Source organism: Mesorhizobium sp. B4-1-1, from assembly GCF_006439375.1.
Taxonomy (GTDB): Bacteria; Pseudomonadota; Alphaproteobacteria; order Rhizobiales; family Rhizobiaceae; genus Mesorhizobium.
Genome location: NZ_VFTH01000024.1, coordinates 14,739 through 36,566, shown reverse-complemented (window position 1 = coordinate 36,566; position 21,828 = coordinate 14,739). Strand labels below are relative to the sequence as shown.

At 64.7% G+C, this 21,828-nt stretch carries 18 protein-coding genes and 1 pseudogene; 2 read left to right on the top strand and 17 right to left on the bottom strand.

The features are described 5' to 3' along the window. Positions 1 to 87: 87 nt before the first annotated feature. From FJW10_RS25655 to FJW10_RS25640, 4 genes are all read right to left on the bottom strand, one after another. Complete coding sequence (locus FJW10_RS25655) at positions 88 to 1,554, bottom strand: hypothetical protein (RefSeq protein WP_140902162.1); 1,467 nt, start codon at positions 1,552 to 1,554, stop codon at positions 88 to 90. Beyond that, positions 1,551 to 2,381 (bottom strand): hypothetical protein, encoded by an 831-nt coding sequence (locus tag FJW10_RS25650; protein ID WP_140902161.1) that lies wholly within the window; start codon positions 2,379 to 2,381, stop codon positions 1,551 to 1,553. The genes FJW10_RS25655 and FJW10_RS25650 overlap by 4 nt, the downstream gene beginning before the upstream one ends. A 1-nt stretch (position 2,382) precedes the next feature. Then, positions 2,383 to 3,153: an FkbM family methyltransferase gene (locus tag FJW10_RS25645; RefSeq protein ID WP_140902160.1), complete on the bottom strand. Its 771-nt coding sequence runs from the start codon at positions 3,151 to 3,153 to the stop codon at positions 2,383 to 2,385. A 136-nt stretch (positions 3,154 to 3,289) separates the two neighbouring features. Then, positions 3,290 to 4,714, bottom strand: coding sequence for a methyltransferase domain-containing protein (locus tag FJW10_RS25640; RefSeq protein ID WP_140902159.1), 1,425 nt, complete (start codon positions 4,712 to 4,714; stop codon positions 3,290 to 3,292). A gap of 277 nt (positions 4,715 to 4,991) precedes the next feature. On the opposite strand from FJW10_RS25640, the gene FJW10_RS25635 reads away from it, so the two are divergent. After that, positions 4,992 to 5,912 (top strand): LysR family transcriptional regulator, encoded by a 921-nt coding sequence (locus FJW10_RS25635; RefSeq protein ID WP_140902158.1) that lies wholly within the window; start codon positions 4,992 to 4,994, stop codon positions 5,910 to 5,912. A gap of 318 nt (positions 5,913 to 6,230) precedes the next feature. Here FJW10_RS25635 and FJW10_RS25625 read toward each other — a convergent pair. The 12 genes and pseudogenes from FJW10_RS25625 to pxpA all read right to left on the bottom strand — a co-directional run. Next, positions 6,231 to 6,338 (bottom strand): annotated as a pseudogene (locus FJW10_RS25625) (IS5/IS1182 family transposase); the annotation flags it as partial. 124 nt (positions 6,339 to 6,462) lie between these two features. Continuing rightward, a complete protein-coding gene (locus FJW10_RS25620) occupies positions 6,463 to 7,920 on the bottom strand; it encodes an NAD-dependent succinate-semialdehyde dehydrogenase (protein ID WP_281405143.1) in 1,458 nt (485 codons plus the stop codon). An 18-nt stretch (positions 7,921 to 7,938) separates the two neighbouring features. Beyond that, positions 7,939 to 8,979 carry a tartrate dehydrogenase gene (locus tag FJW10_RS25615; protein ID WP_140902156.1) on the bottom strand — a complete coding sequence of 347 codons (1,041 nt, stop codon included), beginning with the start codon at positions 8,977 to 8,979 and terminating at the stop codon, positions 7,939 to 7,941. Between the two features lie 159 nt (positions 8,980 to 9,138). Further along, on the bottom strand, positions 9,139 to 10,509 hold the full coding sequence (locus tag FJW10_RS25610) for an acetyl-CoA carboxylase biotin carboxylase subunit (protein ID WP_140902155.1): 1,371 nt from the start codon (positions 10,507 to 10,509) through the stop codon (positions 9,139 to 9,141). A gap of 5 nt (positions 10,510 to 10,514) precedes the next feature. Further along, complete coding sequence (locus tag FJW10_RS25605) at positions 10,515 to 10,751, bottom strand: acetyl-CoA carboxylase (RefSeq protein ID WP_140902154.1); 237 nt, start codon at positions 10,749 to 10,751, stop codon at positions 10,515 to 10,517. Positions 10,752 to 10,771: 20 nt separating this feature from the next. Beyond that, on the bottom strand, positions 10,772 to 11,746 hold the full coding sequence (locus tag FJW10_RS25600; RefSeq protein ID WP_140902153.1) for a biotin-dependent carboxyltransferase family protein: 975 nt from the start codon (positions 11,744 to 11,746) through the stop codon (positions 10,772 to 10,774). Beyond that, on the bottom strand, positions 11,743 to 12,624 hold the full coding sequence (locus FJW10_RS25595) for a carboxyltransferase domain-containing protein (protein ID WP_140902152.1): 882 nt from the start codon (positions 12,622 to 12,624) through the stop codon (positions 11,743 to 11,745). The genes FJW10_RS25600 and FJW10_RS25595 overlap by 4 nt, the downstream gene beginning before the upstream one ends. Positions 12,625 to 12,648: 24 nt before the next feature. Continuing rightward, on the bottom strand, positions 12,649 to 14,025 hold the full coding sequence (locus FJW10_RS25590) for an aspartate aminotransferase family protein (protein ID WP_140902151.1): 1,377 nt from the start codon (positions 14,023 to 14,025) through the stop codon (positions 12,649 to 12,651). 153 nt (positions 14,026 to 14,178) lie between these two features. Next, a complete protein-coding gene (locus tag FJW10_RS25585) occupies positions 14,179 to 15,198 on the bottom strand; it encodes an ABC transporter permease (RefSeq protein WP_140902150.1) in 1,020 nt (339 codons plus the stop codon). Then, positions 15,195 to 16,730, bottom strand: coding sequence for a sugar ABC transporter ATP-binding protein (locus tag FJW10_RS25580; protein WP_140902149.1), 1,536 nt, complete (start codon positions 16,728 to 16,730; stop codon positions 15,195 to 15,197). The genes FJW10_RS25585 and FJW10_RS25580 overlap by 4 nt, the downstream gene beginning before the upstream one ends. Continuing rightward, positions 16,727 to 17,803: a TMAO reductase system periplasmic protein TorT gene (torT, locus tag FJW10_RS25575; RefSeq protein ID WP_181177665.1), complete on the bottom strand. Its 1,077-nt coding sequence runs from the start codon at positions 17,801 to 17,803 to the stop codon at positions 16,727 to 16,729. Before torT ends, FJW10_RS25580 begins: the two co-directional genes overlap by 4 nt. 55 nt (positions 17,804 to 17,858) lie before the next feature. Continuing rightward, complete coding sequence (gene pxpA, locus FJW10_RS25570; RefSeq protein ID WP_140902147.1) at positions 17,859 to 18,584, bottom strand: 5-oxoprolinase subunit PxpA; 726 nt, start codon at positions 18,582 to 18,584, stop codon at positions 17,859 to 17,861. Between the two features lie 56 nt (positions 18,585 to 18,640). Here pxpA and FJW10_RS25565 point away from each other — a divergent pair, with 56 nt between their 5' ends. After that, positions 18,641 to 19,381: a GntR family transcriptional regulator gene (locus FJW10_RS25565; RefSeq protein ID WP_181177664.1), complete on the top strand. Its 741-nt coding sequence runs from the start codon at positions 18,641 to 18,643 to the stop codon at positions 19,379 to 19,381. Positions 19,382 to 19,461: 80 nt separating this feature from the next. Here FJW10_RS25565 and FJW10_RS25560 read toward each other — a convergent pair whose 3' ends face one another. Beyond that, complete coding sequence (locus tag FJW10_RS25560) at positions 19,462 to 21,825, bottom strand: xanthine dehydrogenase family protein molybdopterin-binding subunit (protein ID WP_140902145.1); 2,364 nt, start codon at positions 21,823 to 21,825, stop codon at positions 19,462 to 19,464. Positions 21,826 to 21,828: the final 3 nt, after the last annotated feature.

Genomic DNA, 21,828 nt, shown 5'->3' with positions numbered 1-21,828 from the left:
GAGGAGATAAGGCGCGAGGTTGGCGCCGCCCCTCATCCGGCTTCCGCCACCTTCTCCCCGTGAACGGGGAGAAGAGCGCCGATCGCCTCACGCCGGACCCCATTCGTCGCCGCTGGCGCCGGTGCCGGTCACTGTGGTGCCGTTGACCTTGACGATGTTGGCGTCGAGCGTGCGGGTCTCGACCTCGTCGGCGATTGCGGCAGCCGATGGTGCTGCGGGGATGGCGGCGATGTCGGCGCTGACCGACGCCCCTGCCGGCGCGCCCAGGCGGGTCATGATGGCGTCGGTGGCGGCGACGATCAGCGACTGGTCGGCCGGGTCGGACGGCAGATTGCCGGTCTTGGCCTCGATCGACGCGATGCCGGCATTGTCGGGCGCGATGTAGGCGCCGCCGGCAAGCCGGCTCGAGACGTCGGCGTCGAGATGGCCCATGCGCGCGCTCGTCACCCCGGCATCGGCCAGCGCGGCATCGGCCTCGGCGTTGACGTCCGCCGCGGTCAGCGTCGAGAAACCGGTCGCGGTCGCCCAGGCGCCATCGCCGTGGCCCTGCAAAGCGGTGAAGCTGGCCGAGATGCCGTCGGACAGGGCGGAAAGTCCCGCCGCCGTCGCCAGCGCCGCGATCTGGGTGTCGAGATTGGCCGAGGCCAGCCCGAGCGCGGCGCGCGTGCCTGCGGCATCGAGCGGCGCGGTGTAGCTGAACGTCGCCATGCGGCTGGAGATGTCGGCGTCGAGATGATCGAGCAGGCCCGCGCGGATCGCGGTGAGGCGCGCAAGCAGCGTCGTGGTGCCGGCCGTGTCGGCGCCGGCATAGATCGAGCGGGTCGAGACGTCCGCGTCGAGATGCGCGATGCGCGTGTCGCCGAGCGCCGTCAGGCCGGCACCCGCCGCGCCCAGGCGCCCATACGAATCGCCGGTCTGGTTGACGCTGGTGAGCGTGAAGACCGGCGCGGCCACATCGAACAGCTTCTTGAAGCCGGCGGCGATCTGGCCGGCGGTTTCGGTGAGCACAGTGCCGAGGATCTGCACGAGGTTCGCCTTGACGACGCCGGATGTGAAATCGAGTTGGCCTGTGCCAGTGCCCGACGAAAGCAGCACGCTGGCGCCGATGTCGCGCGCGGTCTGCGCCGTGCCCGATCCCGATGGCCCGACCTTGACCGCGTTGGCGTCGGCCAGGCCGGCGGCGTCGACCACGAGCGTGCGTCCGGCCGTGACCGGCTTGAGCGCCGAATTCTTGCGCAGCGTGAAACGCTCGACGACGAAGCCGATAGCACTGACGCTGTCGACCGTGCCGGTGGTGATGACGATGTCGAAGAACGAGCCGGCCGAATAGAACGTGCCGTCCGCCGAGGTGTCGATGGCATAGTGGTTGAGGCCGGTGACGCCGTCGAAATCGGCCGTCAACGTCACGCCGGCGGTGCTTTGCGTCGTTGAATTGTCCTTGTAGACGCTGAGCGCCGGCGTGCCGGCCAGCGTGAACGGCGCTCCTGTCGATGGGCGTTGCGTGGCGAATTTCCCATAGACGACGGTGTTGAGATCGAAATCGCCGAGGCTCATGCCGCTGCCCTCACTGGCGGGAATGCCGCACTACCGCCGGACGGCCCGTTGATGGTGATGCCGCTGTTGCCGAGCATGTCGAAGGAACTGTTGGCGGCGAACGTCGCGCCGCCGGTGAAGGTTATTCTCGACAGGGCGGCGAAGCTCAGCGTCGGCGCGCCGGAAGCGACGCTGATGGTCGCGTTGGCGCCGGCATTGGCGCTCGCCAGTTCGATAAGGCCGCTGGACGAGCCGTTGATATCCAGGCTGGTGACGGTTTGCGTGACGGACTGGTTCAGCGTGACGTTGTTCGGGCCATCGATCTTGAGCGTCCCGAACGTGTTCCCCTGAGATATCGAATGCGCGCTGCCGGCGGTGGTTATCGCGCCGATCTCGACCGTCGCATAAGTGAATCCGCCGCCATTGAATGATTGGGTCGACCCGGCCGAGGCCCCCGACATGACGATCGCCGATGTGCCGGCATCGAAGGTGAGATTGGACGCGCTGTTCCATGACCAATTGCCACCGCCCGACAATGCGAAAATGCCGGCGCCGAGCTTGATAGTTCTAACCCCGCTTCCGGTATTGGCCCATGAACCCGACAGCGTGACATTGTTGTTGTTGACACTGAAATCCAGCGTGCCGGTGAAGGCGCTGGTGGTGAGCGAGATGACATTGACCGTGGTGTTGACGGTGACGGTGCCGCCGCCGGACGAGCCGTCGAAGGTGACAGTGTCGGCGGAGCCCGGCACCGACGCACCGCCAGCACCGTTCGAGGTCGCCGCCCAATGCGTCGTCGTCGAGGCGTCCCATGTGCCGGTGCCGCCGACCCAGAAGCGCGTCGCCATCTCAAACGCCCCACACCAGCGCCTGATCGGCGCCGCGCACGAAGATCATGTTGGAGCCGCACCAGGAGTGCAGGACGAAGCCTTTCACCGCCATCAGCGCGGCGAGCTCGGCGGCGTTGGAGCCGGTGCCGTTGTCGGCTTCGACGATGACGACACGCGGCGGGCTGGCGCCGAAGTCGGCGGCGCGCAGCACGTCGGCGTCGAGGCCTTCGATGTCGAGCGACAACAGATCGGGCCAGACGCCGTTGCAGAACATGCCGTCGACAATCTCATTCGGCGTGTAGACGATCACCGGCTCGGTGAAGGTGATGCCCAATGTCAGCGCCGTGGCCTTGTCGAAGGTGAACCGGCCGGGATCGGCATCGACGTGATAGAAAGGCAGTTCTCCCGAGACAGGCGCTATGCCGGCGCGGATGTTGATGTCCTCCGGCCGAGCCATGCGAAACGCCTGGAAAAGCACTGCGTTCGGTTCGACATTGATGCCGCGCGAACCGCGCTCGTAGAGCAGCGCCGTGTTGGACAGGTCGAACGGGTGATAGGCGCCGACATCGAGATAGGACGGCGTGTCGATGCCGAGCCGCTTGAAGATGTTGAGGATGGCCAGGTCGTCGCCATGCTGGGCATAGGTCGTGGCGCCGAACCATTGATGGGGGTGCGAGGTCCGCGATTGGCCAATCTCCCCCCTCGTGGGGGAGATGCCCGGTAGGGCAGAGGGGGGCGCCTCGCGCTGACATGCCGGCGGGACAGCACCCCTCTCTGGCTTGCCAGCCATCTCCCCCGCAAGGGGGGAGATTGGCAGTTTCGGCGCCGCGCTCATTTTCGCGTTCCCCACCAGACCAAAAGACAGCCGATCGCCATACCGACGAACAGCGGGACGAGAAGGAATCCGGCAAAGGCGGCATCATTGCTCATTTGCGCCCCTCCGCCACCGCCGCCTCGATCCAGTTGAAATGCTCGCCGATGACCGTGTGGTGGCCTTCGACGTTGGCGAGGTCGGCATGCGCCGACTTGTGGACCTCGCAGCCGGCGATGTCCTCGAAGCCGGCATAGAACAGGCAGGCTTCCAGCAGCGCCTGCGTCCAGATCGCCTTGTGGCCGTGCGCGTGGATGATTGCCGACATGGCGCCGCGGCGGTCGGCGGACGGCGCCCAGCGCCGCGCGAAGTCGAAATAGTCCTGGTCGCCGCGGCGCCAGATGTTTTCGAGGCTCGGCACGCAGATGCGGATCACCCCGCCGGTTTTGAGCACGCGCCGGCATTCGGCGAAGAAGCCAAGTGCGGCGTATTGGTCGACATGCTCGACGACATGCTCGGCATAGATGAAATCGGCGTGGCCGTCCGGGAACGGCAGCTTTCTGGTGATGTCGACCTCGGCGTCGAAATTCAGCCAGCCGTCGAGCCTGTTGGTGCCGCAGCCGAAGTTGAGTTTTATGGCATCCTCGACCGGCGCAGTCGGCGGTTCCGCCATCGACGCGACGAAGGCGTCGAACACCTCGGGCGCCGCATGCGTCACCCAGTCGAGCCCGCCGACATTTTCCGCCGTGATCTGGCCCCGGTCGCCGCGCTCACCTTTCAGCGACAGCATGACGAGATCCTCGCCGAGCAGGTCGAACACCGCCTGCTCCGGGTAGGGTTTCGGCCCACGGTTCCACCAGTCGTATCTTTCGATGAACCGCGACTGCCACAGATACTCGACGGAAAAGAACATCAGGCCGGTTTCGGCCCAGCCGGTTTCCTTGCGCCTGGTGCCTTCGACCGGCACCGATGCCGCCTTGACGCCCTCCGCCATCATTTGGCGGATGATCGGCAGCACCGGCCGCTTGAACAGGCTGTCGCCCTCGATGTGGACGACGTAATCGTACTGGCCGTCGATCGCGATCTCGAGGCCCTTCGAGAAGGCCCGGCCCCAGCCGTCCTTGCCGCCTCTGGCCAGATGCCCGACATTGTCGGGGAAGGCGTACTTCTCCGCGCCGCGCTCGACGGCGAGCAGCGGCAGCGGCGAGGCGCTGTCGACCAGGAGAAGATCGACGGCCCGGCCGTTGATCGAGCGGTGCAGCGTTTCCCACTGCCCGGCCAGCTTCTGCTTGTCCGGCGTGTCGACATAGGTGGTGCCGAAGATATACTCCTTGGCCTGCACCTTAACGCCATGGGCGTTCTCGAAATTACCCACTACGTCCTGCGCGCCATGGCCAGGCCAGCTCAGGAGGCTGACGACCTTTTCATCCGATTGCGCCCGCGCCAGCGAAAAACCGCTGGCCGTGCCTGCAAGGGCCGCGCCGACCATGAGGAGGTCTCGGCGCGTCACCAGTCCACGACCTTTGTATGTCTGGATCATTCTTATCTCCCTCTGTTCCCATCTGGGTTGCGCGTCGATTCTTCGTCCCGGCGCTGGGGCGGACCTTTTCACATTTACCCGTTATGAAAAATATCGATGTAACGTAGGGAAGTTTGATAGTTCGAAGGGACGACAATAGGCCCGTCACGCCCTCTGATCGGAAAAATTCATATTCTAGAGCAACTTATGGTGGGGAGTTGAATCCAGATTGTATCCACTTAGTTTTCTGATAAATTGACAGAGCGATAAAGAAAAGACGATACATTGAGAATATGACATGTTTAGTTTCGCGGAGAAGGACCTGCGCCTACTGAAGGTCTTCGCGGCCGTGGTTGAGAATGGCGGCTTCACGGCCGCCCAGGCTGAGATGAACATCGGCGCCTCAACCATCAGCAATCACATGACCGAGTTGGAGCAGCGCCTCGGCGCCAAGCTTTGTCAACGCGGTCGTGTCGGCTTCCAACTCACCGACAAGGGTGCGGTCGTCTACGAGGCGGCCAAGCGGATCTTCGCCGTCATCGGCGATTTCACCGGTGAGGTGGCAGGCCTGCGCGGGCAACTGACAGGCTCGCTCAATCTGGGTCTACTGGATTCTGCCATCACCAATCCGATGTCTCCCATCCATGACGCGATTTGGCGCTTCAATCAGCGCGACAACGATGCGCTGGTGACGGTGAAGGTGGAGGAACTGCACGTCATGGAGAAACTGCTGCTCGACGGCCAGCTCAATGTCGTCGTCGGGTGCTTCCCGCGCAAGATTAGCGGCATCTCCTATGAATATGTCTATTCGGAAAAACAGGAGCTTTATTGCGGCCCTCGCCACCCACTCTACGAGAAGGATTCGCGCTCTATCAACGTCCAGGATCTCTCTCATTACCGCGTCGTCTCGCGCAGCATGTGGATGCAGACCGAGCTGCCGCGCCTGATGGTCGAGACGGCTTCCGCGACGGTGAATGACGTGCTCGCCAAGTCCTTCTTGATTCGGACGGGCTCTTATATCGGCTTCTTGCCGAAGCATTTCGGTGATGCCTGGGTGACTACCGGCGAATTGAAATCGGTCCTGCCGCAAGTGCTGGGCTGGAGCGCGGCCTATTATATTGCGACCCGCAAAGGCCACGCGGCGTCCTTGCTGATGGACACGTTCCTCAAGGATTTCTGGGCAGCACTCGACGCCGCAACGATCGAGCAGGAGATTTAGCGTCCCCGATAGAGGATCTGTAAACCCCACGCCTTTAGGCGGCAGGGATGGGGCGGCGACGATTTGCGGGATAGATTGGCTGGATGGAAGCTTAATGGCAGCCATCAGGTTTCGGACTGTAAGTATCACTTGGTGAGGGTGACGAAGTACCGCTATGCGGTGCTTGGCGGCCACGTTGGAAATCGGTGCCGTGAATTGCCGCGCGCGACGGCGGGGCCGCTGAGGTTGAGATTGCCGCGATCCCACAGATCGGCCTCAACAATGCGCCAGCGACCAATCAGTTGGCATTTCACCGGCTCACGCATGTCGGCACCGCAAGGCGCCGAGCGTGATTGCCCGCGGCCGGTCGGCCCAAGGCTCGATCATGTGCAGTGCGGCCACCCGCCCGGCATGCCCGTCGGCCAGCGTCAGACAGGCATCGATCAGAGCATGCCGCGCGGGATGTTGTTGGCGCGCGCGGCCATAAGCTCCTCAGTGGTCCTCTTAGCGGCAGCCATGGCTGCACCTCCTTGCATGCGCTGATTTCACGATGGTTGCGGGCGGTGCGGCCTCAGTTGAGGCCGCCCATGTGGAAGGTCTTGATTTCGAGATATTCCTCGATACCGGCCTGCGCGCCCTCCCGGCCGAGGCCGGACTGCTTGACGCCGCCGAACGGCGCGACCTCCATCGAGATCAAGCCGGTGTTCAGGCCGACCATGCCGAATTCAAGCGCCTCGCCGACGCGCCAGGCGCGCTTGAGGCTTTCGGTGTAGAAATAGGAAGCCAGCCCGAAGGGCGTGCCGTTGGCGATGGCGATCGCCTCCTCTTCGGTTTCGAAACGGAAGAGCGGCGCCACCGGACCGAAGGTTTCCTCGTTCGCAAGCAGCATCCCGGTCGTCGCGTCGGTCAGGACCAGCGGCGCGACATACTGGGAGCCGGCCGGTAGCTCGTGCCGCCGGGTGACGATCCTTGCTCCCTTGGCGAGCGCGTCTTCCAGATGGCGATTGATCTTGTCCACTGCGGCCTCGTTGATCATAGGGCCGATGGAAACGCCGGGCTGCGTGCCGTTTCCGACGGTCATGGCGTTCACGCGCGCGCTCAGCTTCTCGGCGAAGGCGTCATAGACGCCGGCCTGCACCAGGATGCGGTTGGCGCACACGCAGGTCTGGCCGCTGTTGCGGAATTTCGACACGATCGCCCCCTCCACCGCGGCATCGAGGTCGGCGTCGTCGAAGACGATGAAGGGCGCGTTGCCGCCGAGCTCCAGCGAAAGCCGCTTCACGCTGTCGGCCGCGCCGCGCATCAGCAGCGAGCCCACGCGCGTCGATCCGGTGAAGGACAGCTTGCGCACGGTCTCATTCTGCATCAGCTCGTTGCCGATCTCCGTGGGCATGCCGGTGACGATGTTGATCACGCCGGCGGGTATCCCCGCCTTCTCGGCGAGCACGCCAAGCGCGATGGCTGAGTAGGGGGTGAACTCGGACGGTTTGATCACCACTGTGCAGCCGGCGGCCAGCGCCGGCGCGACCTTGCGCGTGATCATGGCGTTCGGGAAATTCCACGGCGTGATGATGCCGCAGATGCCGACCGCCTCCTTCAGCACCACGATGCGGCGATCGGGTGTCGGCGAGGGGATCGTGTGCCCGCCGATGCGGCGCGCCTCTTCCGCGAACCATTTGACGAAGGACGCACCATAGCGGATCTCGCCGCGTGCCTCGTCGAGCGGCTTGCCCTGCTCCAGCGTGAGGATCTGCGCCAGGTTCTCCTGGTTGTCGAGCATGAGCCTGTGCCATGCCTCAAGAAGGGCGGCACGCTCGGCATGGGTCTTCTTTTTCCACGGTCCGAAGGCGCGCCCGGCGGCTTCGATCGCGGCCCGAGTTTCGGCCCGCTCCATGTCGGGCACGGTGCCGATCGTTTCCTGCGTGGCCGGGTTCACCACGCCGACGGTCCGGCCGCACGCCGCTCCCGTCCACCGTCCGTCGATCAATCCGGCCTGGACCAGCAGGCCGCAATAAGTGTTGCTCGTCACGTCCATGTCTCCGTCTTGTCAGTCGAGCGCCGCCAGAACCGCGGCGGTGATGGCATCGGTCTTGTGACGTCCCGGAACGACGCCGACGCCTTGCGCGGTCGTTCTTTCGATGGCGGCCATGATCCGCCGCGCGCCGTCGTGCTCGCCCAGATGGTCGAGCATCATCGCGCCCGACCAGATCGCGGCGATGGGGTTGGCGATGCCGAGATGGGCGATGTCCGGCGCCGAACCATGCACCGGCTCGAACATCGACGGCGCCGTGCCGTCGGGATTGATGTTGGCTGAAGCGGCGAAACCCAGCCCGCCCTGGATGGCCGCGCCGAGGTCGGTGAGGATGTCACCGAACAGGTTTGAAGCGACCACGACGTCGAGGCTTTCGGGCGCCATCACCATGCGCGCCGCCATGGCGTCGATATGATAGCTTGTCACCTCAACATCGGGATATTCGGCTGATAGAAGCCGGGTGATCTCGTCCCAAAACACCATCGAATATTTCTGCGCGTTGGACTTGGTGACGGAGGCGAGCTTGCCGCGGCGCGTCCGTGCCTGCTCGAAGCTGAAACGCAGGACGCGCTCGACGCCGGCGCGGGTGAAGATCGACGTCTCCACCGCCACCTCGTCGAGGGTGCCCTGATGCACGCGCCCGCCGGCGCCGGAATATTCGCCTTCGGTGTTTTCGCGGATGCAGAGGATGTCGAAATTTTCCGCCCGCAGCGGCCCTTGCACGCCCAGCAGCAGGCGATGCGGGCGCACATTGGCATATTGCACGAACGCCTTGCGGATCGGCAGCAACAGCCCGTGCAGCGACACCGCGTCCGGCACCTCGGCCGGCCAGCCGACGGCTCCCAGCAGGATGGCGTCGAAGCCACGCAGCGTCTCGATGCCATCTGCGGGCATCATCGCGCCGGTTTCCTTGTAGAAGGCGCAGGACCAGGGAAAGGTCTTGCCTTCGAGGCGAAAACCGCGGGCCGCCGCCTTTTCCAGAACCGCCCAGGCAGCCTCGGTCACGCCGGCCCCGATGCCGTCGCCGGGAATGAGGGCGATCGAATAGGTCTTCATTTCATTCGTCCTTCCAGAAACACTGACAACCGAAACCGAGCTGGATCGCTATGCGACCGGAGCAAGCCGCCTGATGGCAGGCGATCCGGGGATCAGCTCCTGATCGGAGGGGAGAATCCGGCTCCGATCCCGCCTGCGGTTCGAAATCCATCACGCGCTCTACGTGCCTGCTGCCTCCAGCTTGGCAGGCGAGATCCATCCTTCCAGCCATGCCGTGTGGAAATCCCCTAGCCTCACCTCGGCGTCGGCGGCGAGCGCGCGGTGCAGCGGCGCCGTCGTGTGAATGCCTTCGACCTTGAGATCGCCGAGCGCGGCCTGCAGGGCGCTGATAGCTTCATGTCGATCCGGCGCCCACACGATCAGCTTGCCGACGAGCGAGTCGTAAAAAGGCGCCACCCGATAGCCTTCGAAGAGCAGCGTGTCGAAACGCGTATTCACGCCTTGCGGCGCGGCATAGGCCGTCACCAGCCCCGGCGACGGCATGAACATCCTGGCCGGATTTTCGGCGTTGATACGCACCTCGATGGCGTGGCCACGCCGGCCGATATCCTTCTGGCTGAACCAGAGCCGTTCGCCGCCTGCGATCCTGAGCTGCGCCTGGACGAGATCGATGCCGGTGATCGCTTCGGTGACGGGATGCTCCACCTGGATGCGAGTGTTCATCTCGATGAAGAAGAACTCCTGCGTGTCGCCGTCATAGAGATATTCGAGCGTGCCGGCATTGCGATAGTTGACGCGCCTGGCGAGCGCCACGGCGGATGAGCAGAGCGCCTCGCGCACGGCTTCCGGCAGCATGGCGGCCGGCGCCTCCTCCCACACTTTCTGCCGCTTGCGCTGTAGCGAGCACTCGCGCTCGAACAGATGCACGACGTCGCTGCCGTCGCCGAGCACCTGCACCTCGATATGGCGGGCGCGCTGGATGTAGCGTTCCATGTAGAGGCCGTCGTCGCCGAAGGCCGCGCGCGCTTCAGCCATGGCCTGCGGCACCAGCTTCTCCAGCGCCGCCTCGTCCTCGACCACGCGGATGCCGCGGCCGCCGCCGCCGGCGCTGGCCTTGATCATGACCGGGTAGCCGATACGGGCGGCCTGCCGGCGTGCGTCGTCAAGGTCGCCGATGCGCCCCTCGCTGCCCGCGACGACCGGAACGCCGGCCGCTATCGCCTCCGAACGCGCCATGGCCTTGTCGCCCATCTTGGCGATTGTCGCTGCATCCGGCCCGACGAAAATGATGCCGGCGGCCTCGACGGCGGCGACGAAGCGCGGATTCTCGGACAGGAAGCCGTAGCCCGGATGCACCGCATCCGCGCCGCTTGCCTTGATCGCCGTCAGGATGGCCTCGACATCGAGATAGGACTTCGCCGCCTGCGGCGGTCCGATGACGACCACCTCGTCGGCCATGCGGCAGGCAAGCGAGTCCGTGTCGGCCTCGCTCGCCGCCTGAATGGTGCGAATGCCGAGCGCTTTCGCCGCGCGGATGATGCGGACGGCGATCTCGCCGCGATTGGCGATGAAAAGCGATGATATGGCCACCGGCGCTACTCCAACTCGACGATCGCCTGATCCGCGTCGACAGCCTCGCCGTCCTCGACCAGGAAGCGCAGGAGCGTGCCGGACGCGTCGGCCTCGACGGGGAAGAAGGACTTCATCGCCTCGACGAGGCCCACTGTCTCGCCGACCGCGACGGTGTCTCCCTCCTGCTTGAAAGGCGCCTCGTCGGGCGAGGGCTTCCGGAAGAAGATGCCGGGAAGGGGCGCCGGAATATGCTTTGCCATTGGATCGTTCCCTCTTTTTCTCAGGCTTGCACGAGATTGGCGAACACGCAGCGCTCCGCGATCTGCGTAGCGATCAGTTGCGCTTCCTTTACGCTGATCAGCTGGAAATGCAGATGCTCGCCGGGCTTGGCCTGGCCGAGCTTCCAGAAGGCTGCTGACGGCACCGTGTAGGGGTTGATAAACCCGCCCATCGACGGGCCGTCATTGACCAGGACGATCGGCGTTTGCCCGGCAAGGTTGATCGCCCCCATGGGATAGCCATGATCGATGATGTTCGACGGCAGTGATCCATGCTCCTTCGGCTTGTCATAGGCCTTCTTCGCAAAGGTCCATTCAGGCCCTTCGAGACGGAAGCCGGTGCGGTCCGATTTTGCCGAAAGAACCCATGCCGAGGTCAGGAAACGTTCCTGGCCGGCCGCGTCGATCCAGTCATCGTTGGGGCCGGCGCAAACCTCGATGGTCCAGTTGCGGTCGGTGCGGATTTCCGGACGCAACGCCTCCGGCACGAGCATTCCCGGTGTGCCTTTTGCGGCCGCGACCGGCAGTTCCTGTCCCGGCTGGATCGAATGACCGTCGATGCCGCCGACGCCGGCCTTATTGAAGGTGGACCGCGAGCCGAGCATCTGCGGATTGTCGAAGCCGCCGGCAATCGCGACATAGGCGCGCGCGCCGATGCGGGCCGCGCCCAGCGCCAGCGTCTGGCCGGCCTTCACGACGAACGAGCGCCACATCGGCAACGCTTCGCCATCGAGCGTCGGGCGCATGTCGGCGCCCGTCACGGCAATCACCGTGTCGGCGCCGAACTCAAGCGTGGGGCCTAGGAACTGGCATTCGAGCCCGGCCAACCCCGGCTGATTGCCGACCAGGACATTGGCCATGCGGAAGGACCAGCTATCCATCGGCCCCGACGGCGGGAAGCCCTGGTTCCAATAGCCTATGCGGCCGGGATAATCCTGGATCGAGGTTTCGAGACCGGCTTTGCGAACCTTGATCATGCCGATGCCTCCACCGTTGCCACGCGCTCCACCTTCGCGACCCAGTCGTTGTAGCTGCGCACCACGAACTTCTGGTACTCGACAACCGCGTACTCGTAGCGCTCCTCCTTCACCGCAGCTTCGGCGGCGTCGTATTCCTCGCGCGTCACCGGCACGAACTTGATGCGGTCGCCGGGGCGGAAGAGGCACAGGCTTCCTTCGAAAGCCGGGCGCCGCCCGGTTGGATCCCAGATCGGAACCGGCGTGCGGGCAAAGATCTGGTAGCCGCCGGGCGTCGCGACCGGGTAGATCGAGTTCGCGGCGCCGCCGAGCCCGATCGCGCCCTGCGGCGTGTGCGTGCGCGGCGGATTGTATTTCGGTGCTGTAAGACGCGCGCGCGGATCGAGAGGCATCAGAAACGGCAGCCCAGGCCAGAAGCCGAGCGAGGCGACCCAGTATTCCGAGGAGGAATGGAGGCGGACCAGGTGGTTCACGTCCTCGAGGCCGTTTTCACGCACCAGCAACTCGGGATCCGGCACCTTCTTGGCGATCTTGGCGCAATAGTCGTCGACGCAGGCCTTCGTCCACGGATCGAGATAGAGAGCCGGCAAATAGAAAATACGGCTTGCGAGTTCGATGTCCTGCGAGGGGCCAAGCGAGGTGGCAAGGCGCGAGAATTCGCGCACCACATCGTCATAGCCGATCCGCGTCGGCTCGTAATGGACGAGCAGCGAGGCGAAGCAAGGCGCCGTTTCGATGACGCCGGCGACGTTCGCCGCGGCCGCCGCCGTGGCCAGCCCCTGCGCCATGAAATTGAGGTCGAGATTCATCTCGTTGCCGAATTCGATCAGCAGGTATCTGTCGCCGGCTGGCAGGAATTTCGGCCGTTCGTAGATCACGTTCGTCTCCTCGGTGACGTCAGCTCAGTTTTCGTTGGCCTGCCGCGCAGTGTCGTCGAGCGCGCTCCGCAACCGCGTCACCAGGTCCTCAACCTGTTCCTCGGTGATGATCAGCGGCGGGCACAGCGCGACCACGTCGCCGATGGCGCGCACGACCAGCCCATGCTGCTGCGCGGCGGCGAAGGCGCGCGCCCCGGCCTTGCCGGCGGCTGCGAAGGAACGGCGCGTCTTTTTATCCGCCACCAGTTCGACGCCGGCGATCAGACCTGCGCCGCGCACATCTCCCACCAGCGGATGACCGGCAAGCTCCGCCAGGCGCGCCTGGAAGACCCGGCCGACGCGGGCCGCGTTTCCGACGAGGTCGCGCTCCTCGATGATCTTGAGGTTCTCCAGTCCGACGGCGGTCGCCACCGGATGGCCGGAGGCGGTGAAACCATGGCCGAACGTGCCGATCCTGGCCGTGTTGTCAGCGATGGCGTTATAGACCGCCTCGGTGAAGACCACGGCGGCGAGCGGCATGTAGGACGAGGTGATCTGCTTGGAGACGACCATGATGTCCGGCGTGAAGCCGTAGTGCTGACAGCCGAATGTCGTACCGAGACGGCCGAAGCCGCAGATCACCTCGTCGGCGATGAGCAAGATATCGTATTTGCGACACAACGCCTCGATGCCCTGCCAGTAGCCGGTGGGAGGCGGCATCACGCCGCCCGCCGCCATCAGCGGCTCGCCGATGAAGGCGGCGATCGTGTCCGGGCCTTCCTCAAGGATGACCGACTCGGCTTCCGCGATCAGGCGCGCGGCAAAGTCCGCTTCCGTCTCGCCGGGCCCGGCGAAGCGATAGTGGTGCGGGCAGGTCAGGTGCCGAACCGGGATCGCAGGGAGGTCGAAGTCCGTATGATTGTTCGGCAGGCCGGTCAGGCTGCCCGCGGCGACGGTGATGCCGTGATAGGCCTTGTTGCGGGCCAGGAACTTCTTCTTCTTCGGCCGGCCGAGCGCGTTGTTCATGAACCAGACCATCTTGACCACGCTGTCATTGGCCTCGGAGCCGGAGTTGGTGAAGAAGACGCGGGTCAGCGGCGCCGGCGTCATCTCGACGATCTTCTCCGCCAGCCGGATAGATGGCTCATGCGCCTTGTGGCTGAAGGTGTGGTAATAGGGCAGCTTGGCCATCTGCTCGGCCGCCACCTTCACCAGGCGGGGCTCGTCGAAACCGACCGCCACCGACCACAGGCCGGCCAGCCCTTCGATATATTCCTTGCCTGCATCGTCGTAGATGTAGATGCCCTTGCCGCGGTCGACGATGACCGGCCCCTGTCGCTCATGGGCCCGCGCATCCGTGTAGGGATGCAGAGTGGTGGTGACATCCAAATGAGCCAGCGAATTCGAAAGCTGTGTGGCCACGAGTGTAATCCTTCTCTTCAGGCACAGCCGCACAGGCTTGCCTCGCCGCGGGTGATGCCCGCGCGATCCGTTGACATGACGCCGCCTTGGCGTCCGCTTGAAAGTGGAGGCGACGCGGCTATTGCCGTCCGTCTCCGGCCGAGTTCGGCAACCTCACCGTTTCGCCGCGTTGGCGAGCCGGTAGCGGTCGAGCACGACGGCCCCGACCAGCACGATGCCCAGGACGATCATCTGGTAGTTCGAGCCGATGCGCAGCAGGTCCATGCCGTTGGCGAGCACGGTGATGAAGACCACGCCCATGAAGACCCCGGACGGCGTGCCCTCGCCACCTCGGAGCGAGCAGCCGCCGATGACGGCCGCGGCGATCGAGTTGAGCGGGAACTCTCCGCCAAGCATCGGCTCGCCAGAAGACACGCGCGCCGTCAAAAGCCAGCCGGCAAAGGCGGTGATGGTGGCGCACAGCGCGTAGCAGGCGATGAGGTAGCGGTTGATGTTGACGCCCGCCACCACCGCCGAGCGGATGTTCGAGCCGATGGCGTAGATGTAGCGGCCGAAGCGCATGTGGCACACCAGAAGGTAGATCGCGACCACCGCCGGAATGGCGAGGTAGAAAGATACCGGCAGGCCGAGGAAGAAGCCGGAGCCGATGCCGTAGACGAACTCGCGCGGCAGGCCACTGACCTGGAGGCCTTGCGATATGACAAGGGTGACGCCGTGGAAGATCGAGGCCGTCGCCAGCGTCACGATGAAGGCGTTGACCTTCAGGATTGCCACGCCGAAACCGTTTATCGCCCCGCAGACCAGGCCGACCACGAGGGTAGCGAGGAAACCGGCCGCGATGGCGAGGCTGGGCGCGTCGGGATAGGCGATCGAGACGGCGACCATGACCTGCGCCGAGATGATCGAGGTGAGCGCGACCACCGCCCCGACGGAGAGATCGAAGCCGCCGGCAAGCAGCACCAGCATCTGGCCGAAGGCGATCAGCATCAGGAACACGCCCTGCTGCAGCATGTTGAGCATATTAGCCGAGCTCAGGAAGCGCGGATTGCCGATCTGGAACACCACGATGCAGATGACCAGGATGACGGGCAGGGCGCCGAAGGTCAGCAGTTTCGAGACGGCGCTGGCGCCCACCGAAGGAGCTGCGCCCGCCTGGGATCGGATCTGGGTCATTGAAGCTCCTTTTTCGGTGTTTCGCCAAAGGCGTACGCGATCACAATTTCTTCGCTGATCTCGTTACCTTCGAGCTCCGCCGTGCAGACGCCCTCATGCATGACGTAGATGCGATGGGAGAGATGGACGAGTTCCTGCAGGTCGGAACTGATGAGCAGGATCGCCGCGCCGTCGGCGCACAATCCCTGAAGCTGATTGTAGAAATCGAGACGGGCGCCTACATCGATGCCGGCGGTCGGCTCGTCGAAGATGTAGACCTTCCGCTCGCAGCTCAGTGCCCGGCCAAGCACGATCTTCTGCTGATTGCCGCCGGAGAGTTCCTGGACCGGCTTGTTGGGCTCGGCCGGATGCACCTTCAGGCGAGCGAGCAGGTCCCTGACCAGGCCCGCCAGCGCCGAGGTCCGCACGAAGCCGGCGCGCGCCGATCCGGCATGGCCCAGCACCTCGATCGTCATGTTTTCCGAAATCGACCGGTTGAGCGCGAGCGCCTCACCGCGCCGGTCCTGCGGCAGATAGATGAGCCCGCGGTCGAGTAGGCCGGCGGGGGAATGCGAGGCGATCCTTTCGCCGGCGAGCACGATTTCCCCCGCGTCGAGTTCCTGGAGTCCGAAGATCGCGCGCGCCACTTCCGCCTTGCCGCAGCCGACCAGGCCGCCGAGGCCGACGATCTCGCCGGCGCGCAGCGCGAAGGAAATGCCTTTAACTTTCCGCCCGGAGGACAGCCCCCTCACATCCAGAACGGTCTCGCCCGGTGCGCGCGGAATCTCCGGATAGAAATTGGCCATTTCGCGGCCGACCATTTCGGCGATCATCTGCTTGTTCGTGACGTCCGCCAGGCGATGGAAGCCGACGAAGCGTCCGTCGCGCAGGATTGTCACGACGTCGCCGAGCCGACGTATCTCCTCCATGCGGTGGCTGATGTAGAGGATCGCCCAACCCTCGCTCTTCAGCACTTCCACCGTGGCGAACAGATGTTCGGATTCGTCATGGCTGAGCGTCGCCGTCGGTTCGTCGAGGATCAGGGCGCCCGGCTTGCCCCCCAACGCGCGAACGATTTCCAACAACTGCTGTTCCGCCCGCGTCAGCGTGTCGACGCGGGCGTCGGGATCGATGGAGACGCCGAGCTTTCGCATTGCCTCCATCATGTCCTCGCGCATGGCCGCCTTGTCGAGAAGGCCGCCACGGGTCTTCTCACGGCCCAATGCATAGTTTTCGGCCGCCGTCAGTGAGGGCGCAAGCCCGAAGTCCTGGAGAACGGTGTTGACGCCGCTCTCGCGCGCATCGAGCGGCGTCAGGCTCGGGTTGGCGCGGCCGGCCAGGACGAGTTCTCCCTCGTCCAGCCGGTTCGTTCCGGTCAGCAGGGAAACGAGCGTCGACTTGCCCGCCCCGTTCTCGCCGAGCAGCATATGCACCTCGCCGGCCCGCAGCGTGAGGCTGACGTTCTTCAGCGCCGCAAAGCTGCCGTAGAATTTCGACGCGCCGGACAGCGAGGCGAACACCCCGCCGTCCTTGATGCCGGCTGCGGTGATCATTTCTTCGTCGCTGCGATGGAGAACTCGACCTTGTAGCCTGCAGGCGCGAACATGTCGTTCTTGTTGAACGACTTGATCGTTTCGGCCGTCACCATCTCCGGCTTCGGGCCGGCGCGCTTGGCCGGCAGCTTCTGGCCTTCGAGCAGGCGCAGCGCCATGTCGACCGCGAGCCGTCCTTGCAGAACGGTGAAATCGGTCGGCGAGGCCTTGGACGCGCCGGCGGCGATGTCGTCGTAGACCGGAGGAATGATGTCGAACGCGGCGACGTCGACCTTGCCGCCGAGATTGGCGTTGCGGACCGCGACCGCCGCTGCCTGCCCGGCGATGTCCACGCCGACCAACCAGTTCAGGTTGTCGTAGGTCTGCAAGGCGTTGTTGATCATATCGAGTTGGATGTTCAGCCCGGTATCGCCACGCCGCGTTACCGCAACGTCGACCTTCGAACCCTTGATGGCATCGTTGAAACCGCGCACGGCGTCATCCGACCAGCCCGCGCCTTGGGGACCGGGGAAGAAGCCGACGACAGTGGGGTTACCGCCGGACTGCTCAACGATGTATTTTCCGGTTTCATGGGCCAGGTCGTAGAAGCTGACGAGCGCGTGGCCCGAAACGCTGGGTTCATTGACGCCGTTGACGAAGTCGATGACCGGAATGCCGGCATCCGTCGCCTTCTTGACAAGCGGCCCGACGCCATCGGCGCTGATCGCGCCCAGGATGATGCCGTCGAACTTCTGCGCGATGCAGTTGTCCATCTGGCTGAGCTGGGTGGAGAGGTTCGTATAGCCGCCGGCCTCGTACAGCGTCATTGCCGTGCCGGTGCGGTGGATCTCGTCGGCGATGCCGTAGTTCGCGGCCACCCAGTAGCTGTCCTTGAGGTGAGGAAACAACACGCAGATATTCCAGGGCTTGGTGACCTCCTCCTTCTTCAGCAACTGCCAATCGGCATCGGTCTTCTTGTCGCCGTCGACAAGCTGCACCTGGAAGCTGGACGGGCCATCTTCGCTATGGGCCACGCCGACGAAAGCGACGCCTGCCATGAGCGCGAACATACCGCTCAGAATAATCTTCCTCATGTTCCAATCCTCTGTGGGTTCGTTTTTCTTTTTTCGGGGTTCCGCCCCGAACGGTTCACCGTTGCACGGCATCGAGTACGCGGCGCATGGCTGCCGCGACGTCCCGCGCATTGGGCGGGTCGGAATGAATGCAGACAGTCTGGAAGGAGATGTCGAGGACGGTGCCGTCCACCGCCTCCACCTTCCGTTCACGCAGGGCGCGCTCCAGACGCGCGGCCGCCTTCGCTATATCGACCGCGGAATGGCTGCGCGGAATGATCAGCTCTCCCGCGGCGCTGTAAGTCAGGTCGGCAAAGAATTCGCCGACGAACTGGGCGCCGACGGCCGTGGCGGCTTGTTCGTGCAGGGTTCCCGCCATGCCGAAAAGCGGCAGGTCGAATGTTTTTGCCGCCTCGGCCATCGCCGTCGCAAGCGCAATGTCGCGGGCGGCCATACCGTAGATGGTGCCGTGCGGCTTGACATGGTTGAGGCTCGTCCCGGCCGCCCGCGCGAAGCCGGCGAGCGCGCCTATCTGGTAGATGAAGGCGGAGCGCAACTCGTCCGGCGAAAGGCGCATCTCGCGTCGGCCGAAGCCTTCGCGGTCCGGCAGGGACGGATGCGCTCCTATCCTCTTTCCCTCGCGGAGCGCGAGTTCGACCGTCCGCAGCATGGTCATCGGATCGCCTGCGTGGAAGCCGCAAGCGATGTTTGCGCAATCGACCGAGGGCATGATGCCCGCGTCGTCTCCGAACCGCCAATGGCCGTAGCTTTCGCCCATGTCGCAATTCAGGGAAACAACCATGCCCAGCGTCCATCCCGTCTAGCGTTATAACACCGCACGGATAAGTCTGCCTTTTGATGATTTTGCTGTCAATAGCGCCGTCTAGTGTTATAACAAAAATATCCGAGCTTTGGAGATGGAACTTGAGTCTCGATAACGATGCGCCAATCGGCCTGCAGCAGCCTGACCTCTCGCCGGTGTCGCGAGACATGCTGTACGAGCAGATTTACGAGCGCTTGAAACACAATCTCATGACGGGCCGCTTCGTGCCGGGCCAGAAACTTCCCTTGCGTGGTCTCGCCAAAAGCCTGGGGACGAGTTTGATGCCCGTACGCGATGCGCTTCAAAGGCTGGAAAGCACCGGCTGTGTGGTGTCGCTGCCCAACCGAACGATGATGGTGCCGCAATTCAGCGCCAAGCAACTCCAGGATATCTGCACGCTTCGCACCATATTGGAAGGCGAGACGGCGCAACGGGCGGCCATGATGCGCACGGACCGTGAATTGGAGATACTTGAAGTTCACGTCCAGGAAATCTGCCGCTCGGCGGAGACCGATGACATCGACCTTTTCCTCGAAGCCAACCACCATTTCCACATGCAGGTCGCGGAGATGAGCCGGCTGTCGTTCATCGGAAATCTTCTGGAGCCGCTCTGGATGCATATTGGACCGTCGGTCCGGCAATCCGTCCCCAACGATACCCTGTTTCAGAGCGCCGCGCAGAACCACAAGGACATCTACAACGCCATTGTCGCCCGCGATCCGGAGGCGGCTGTCGTCGCCATCCATCGCGATATCCTCGAAGGATACACGTTCTAGGCAAGTGCCGCGGCGGCTTCAAAGCCGCGGCAGCATCCGGCGTGCTTGGCGGCCGGCAGGGCGAAGGTCAGCCGCCAAATTCAGGTCGGCCGCCTGAGAACGTTCTCCCACCAGTTCGTGGAAATGTGCGGCAGCTCCAACTCCGGCTCCCGCATCAGCATCAGTCCGAGCACCCGGGGCGGCGTGAGCGGCGTCTGCTGCACCCGGCACCCGGTTGCGTTGGCGACGGCACAGGCAATCGCCGCCGGCGGATTCATGATGGGGACCTCGCCAGCGCCCTTGACGCCCAGCGGCCCGATGGAAGGCGCGCCTTCGTAGAGTTCGATCTCGACCGGCAAGGTGTCCTGCGCAAGCGGCACGCGATAGGTTTCGAGGCTGTCTTGGCGAATGCAGCCGTCGTCGCCGATTGTGTGCTCCTCGTGCAGCGCATAGCCGATCCCTTGCGTGACGCCGCCCTGGATCTGCCCGTGGATCGCGCGCGGGTTGAGCGCCCGCCCGACATCCTGCACCACCTTGTAGCTCAGTATGTCGACGTGACCGGTATCCGGGTCCACGGCGACTTCGCAGTCGTGGACGTTGAAGACAGGGATGTCGATGGCGTCGATGAAGTGACCGGCGGCGCAGCCCGGGATTGAAGGCACGCCGGGGTTGGTGAAGGAGCCGGAGCCGACGACAGGCCCCACAGTCCTGTGAAGGTGCTGGACGATCTGGGCGATGGTCATGCCCGATCCTTCCTTGCCTTCGATTTCGACCCGGCCGCTGTGCAGGATGAGCTTGTCCGGCGCGGTTTGCAGCAACGTGCCGGCGGCCTTCAGTATCTTGTCGCGGACGTCCGCTGCGGCGGCGCGGCTGGCCGCGCCGACCGAGACGGTCGTGCGCCCGCCGCCGACGCCGAGATCGAAGCCGGCCGCGTCCGTGTCGGCGGGGCGCACGATGACGTTGTCCGGATGGATGCCGAGTTCGTAGGCGACGATCTGCGGCAGCGCCTGCACCATCGTGCCCTGGCCGAGTTCGACGCCCGCGGTGATGAGGGTCGCGCTGCCGTCGGCATTCAAATTGATCGTCGCCGTCGACGGACCGACGAAGATGAACCAGGTGCCCACCACGGTCGCGCGGCCATAGAGGCGATTGACGGCAAGATGCTTCTTCGAGGGCGAGGCTTCGCGCATTTGCGCCATGCGGTCGAGCATCGGTCCGAGCACGTCGCCTTGGAAGACCTGGCCCGTCGCCCCGAGGTCACCGTCCCCCAACACGTTCTGGCGCCTGAATTCAAGCGGATCCGTGCCTATCGCCTGGCAGATTTCGTCCGTATGCCGCTCCAGCGCGAAGGTGTTGTAGACGCCGTTGCAGGCGCGGAAGGCGCCGTTGGGCGCGGTGTTGGTGTAGACCGCGCGGCTCGCGAGCTTGATGGAGCCGAGCTTATAGTTGCCGCCGAGCGTGTGCGCGGTCATCGTCGTGAGAAAAATCTGCTCGCCGCCATAGGCTCCGCAGTCCATCAGGACCACCGCCTCGCGGCCGGCGATCTCGCCGGCGCGCGTCACCGCCGAACGGATCTTGATCTCGGCGTTTTCGCGGCAGAGGCAGGTCAGCATCTCCTCCTGCCGTGAATAGACCAGCCGCACCGGCTGGCCGGTCTTGCGCGCCAGGATCGCCGCATAGGGTTCGAGCGTGCAGTCGAACTTCTGGCCGAACCCGCCGCCGACCGGAGGCACGGTGACACGCACCTGTGAAGGCGGAACGCCGAGCAGCTTGGACGTCTGGTTGCGGACCGTCCAGGGGACCTGGGTGGATGTCTCTATGTGATAGCGTCCGTCCTCGTAGCTGGCGATCACCGCCCTGGGCTCCAGGGAGACGTGGTTCTGCCGGCCGACCCGGAAGCAGCTTTCCACCACCACGACGTCCTCGCGGGCAAACGCGACGTCGGTGTCGCCGCGCACCACCGAGGCCTCCCAGGCGACGTTGCCGCCGCGCGCGCCGCCCTCGAACAGCACCTCGTAGCTCTTCCAGTCGGGATGGATCAGCGGCGCTCCGGGCGCCAGCGCCTCGGCCATGGTGAGCACCGGCGGCACCGGCTCCAGTTCGACGTCGATGGCACGGACGGCCGCCTGGGCCTGCTCGTAGGTGTCGGCGGCGACCGCCGCGATCTGTTCGCCATGGAAGCGGATGACGCCGGACGCGAACAACGGGTGGTCGGCTATGCCGATGCCGTGCATGCCGGGCGCATCCTCGGCCGACGCAATGGCGCGCACGCCAGGCATCTGCCTGGCTCGCGTGGCGTCGATGCGTACGATACGCGCCGAGGCCAGTTCGGCGCGCAAGATCGCGGCATGCAGCATGCCCGGCAGCGCGCGGTCGACCGTGTAGCGGGTGCGGCCGAGCAGCTTGTCGCGCGCATCGCGGCGCGGCAGGTCCATGGTGACGGTCGAGGGGTCCGGGCGCGCCATCGG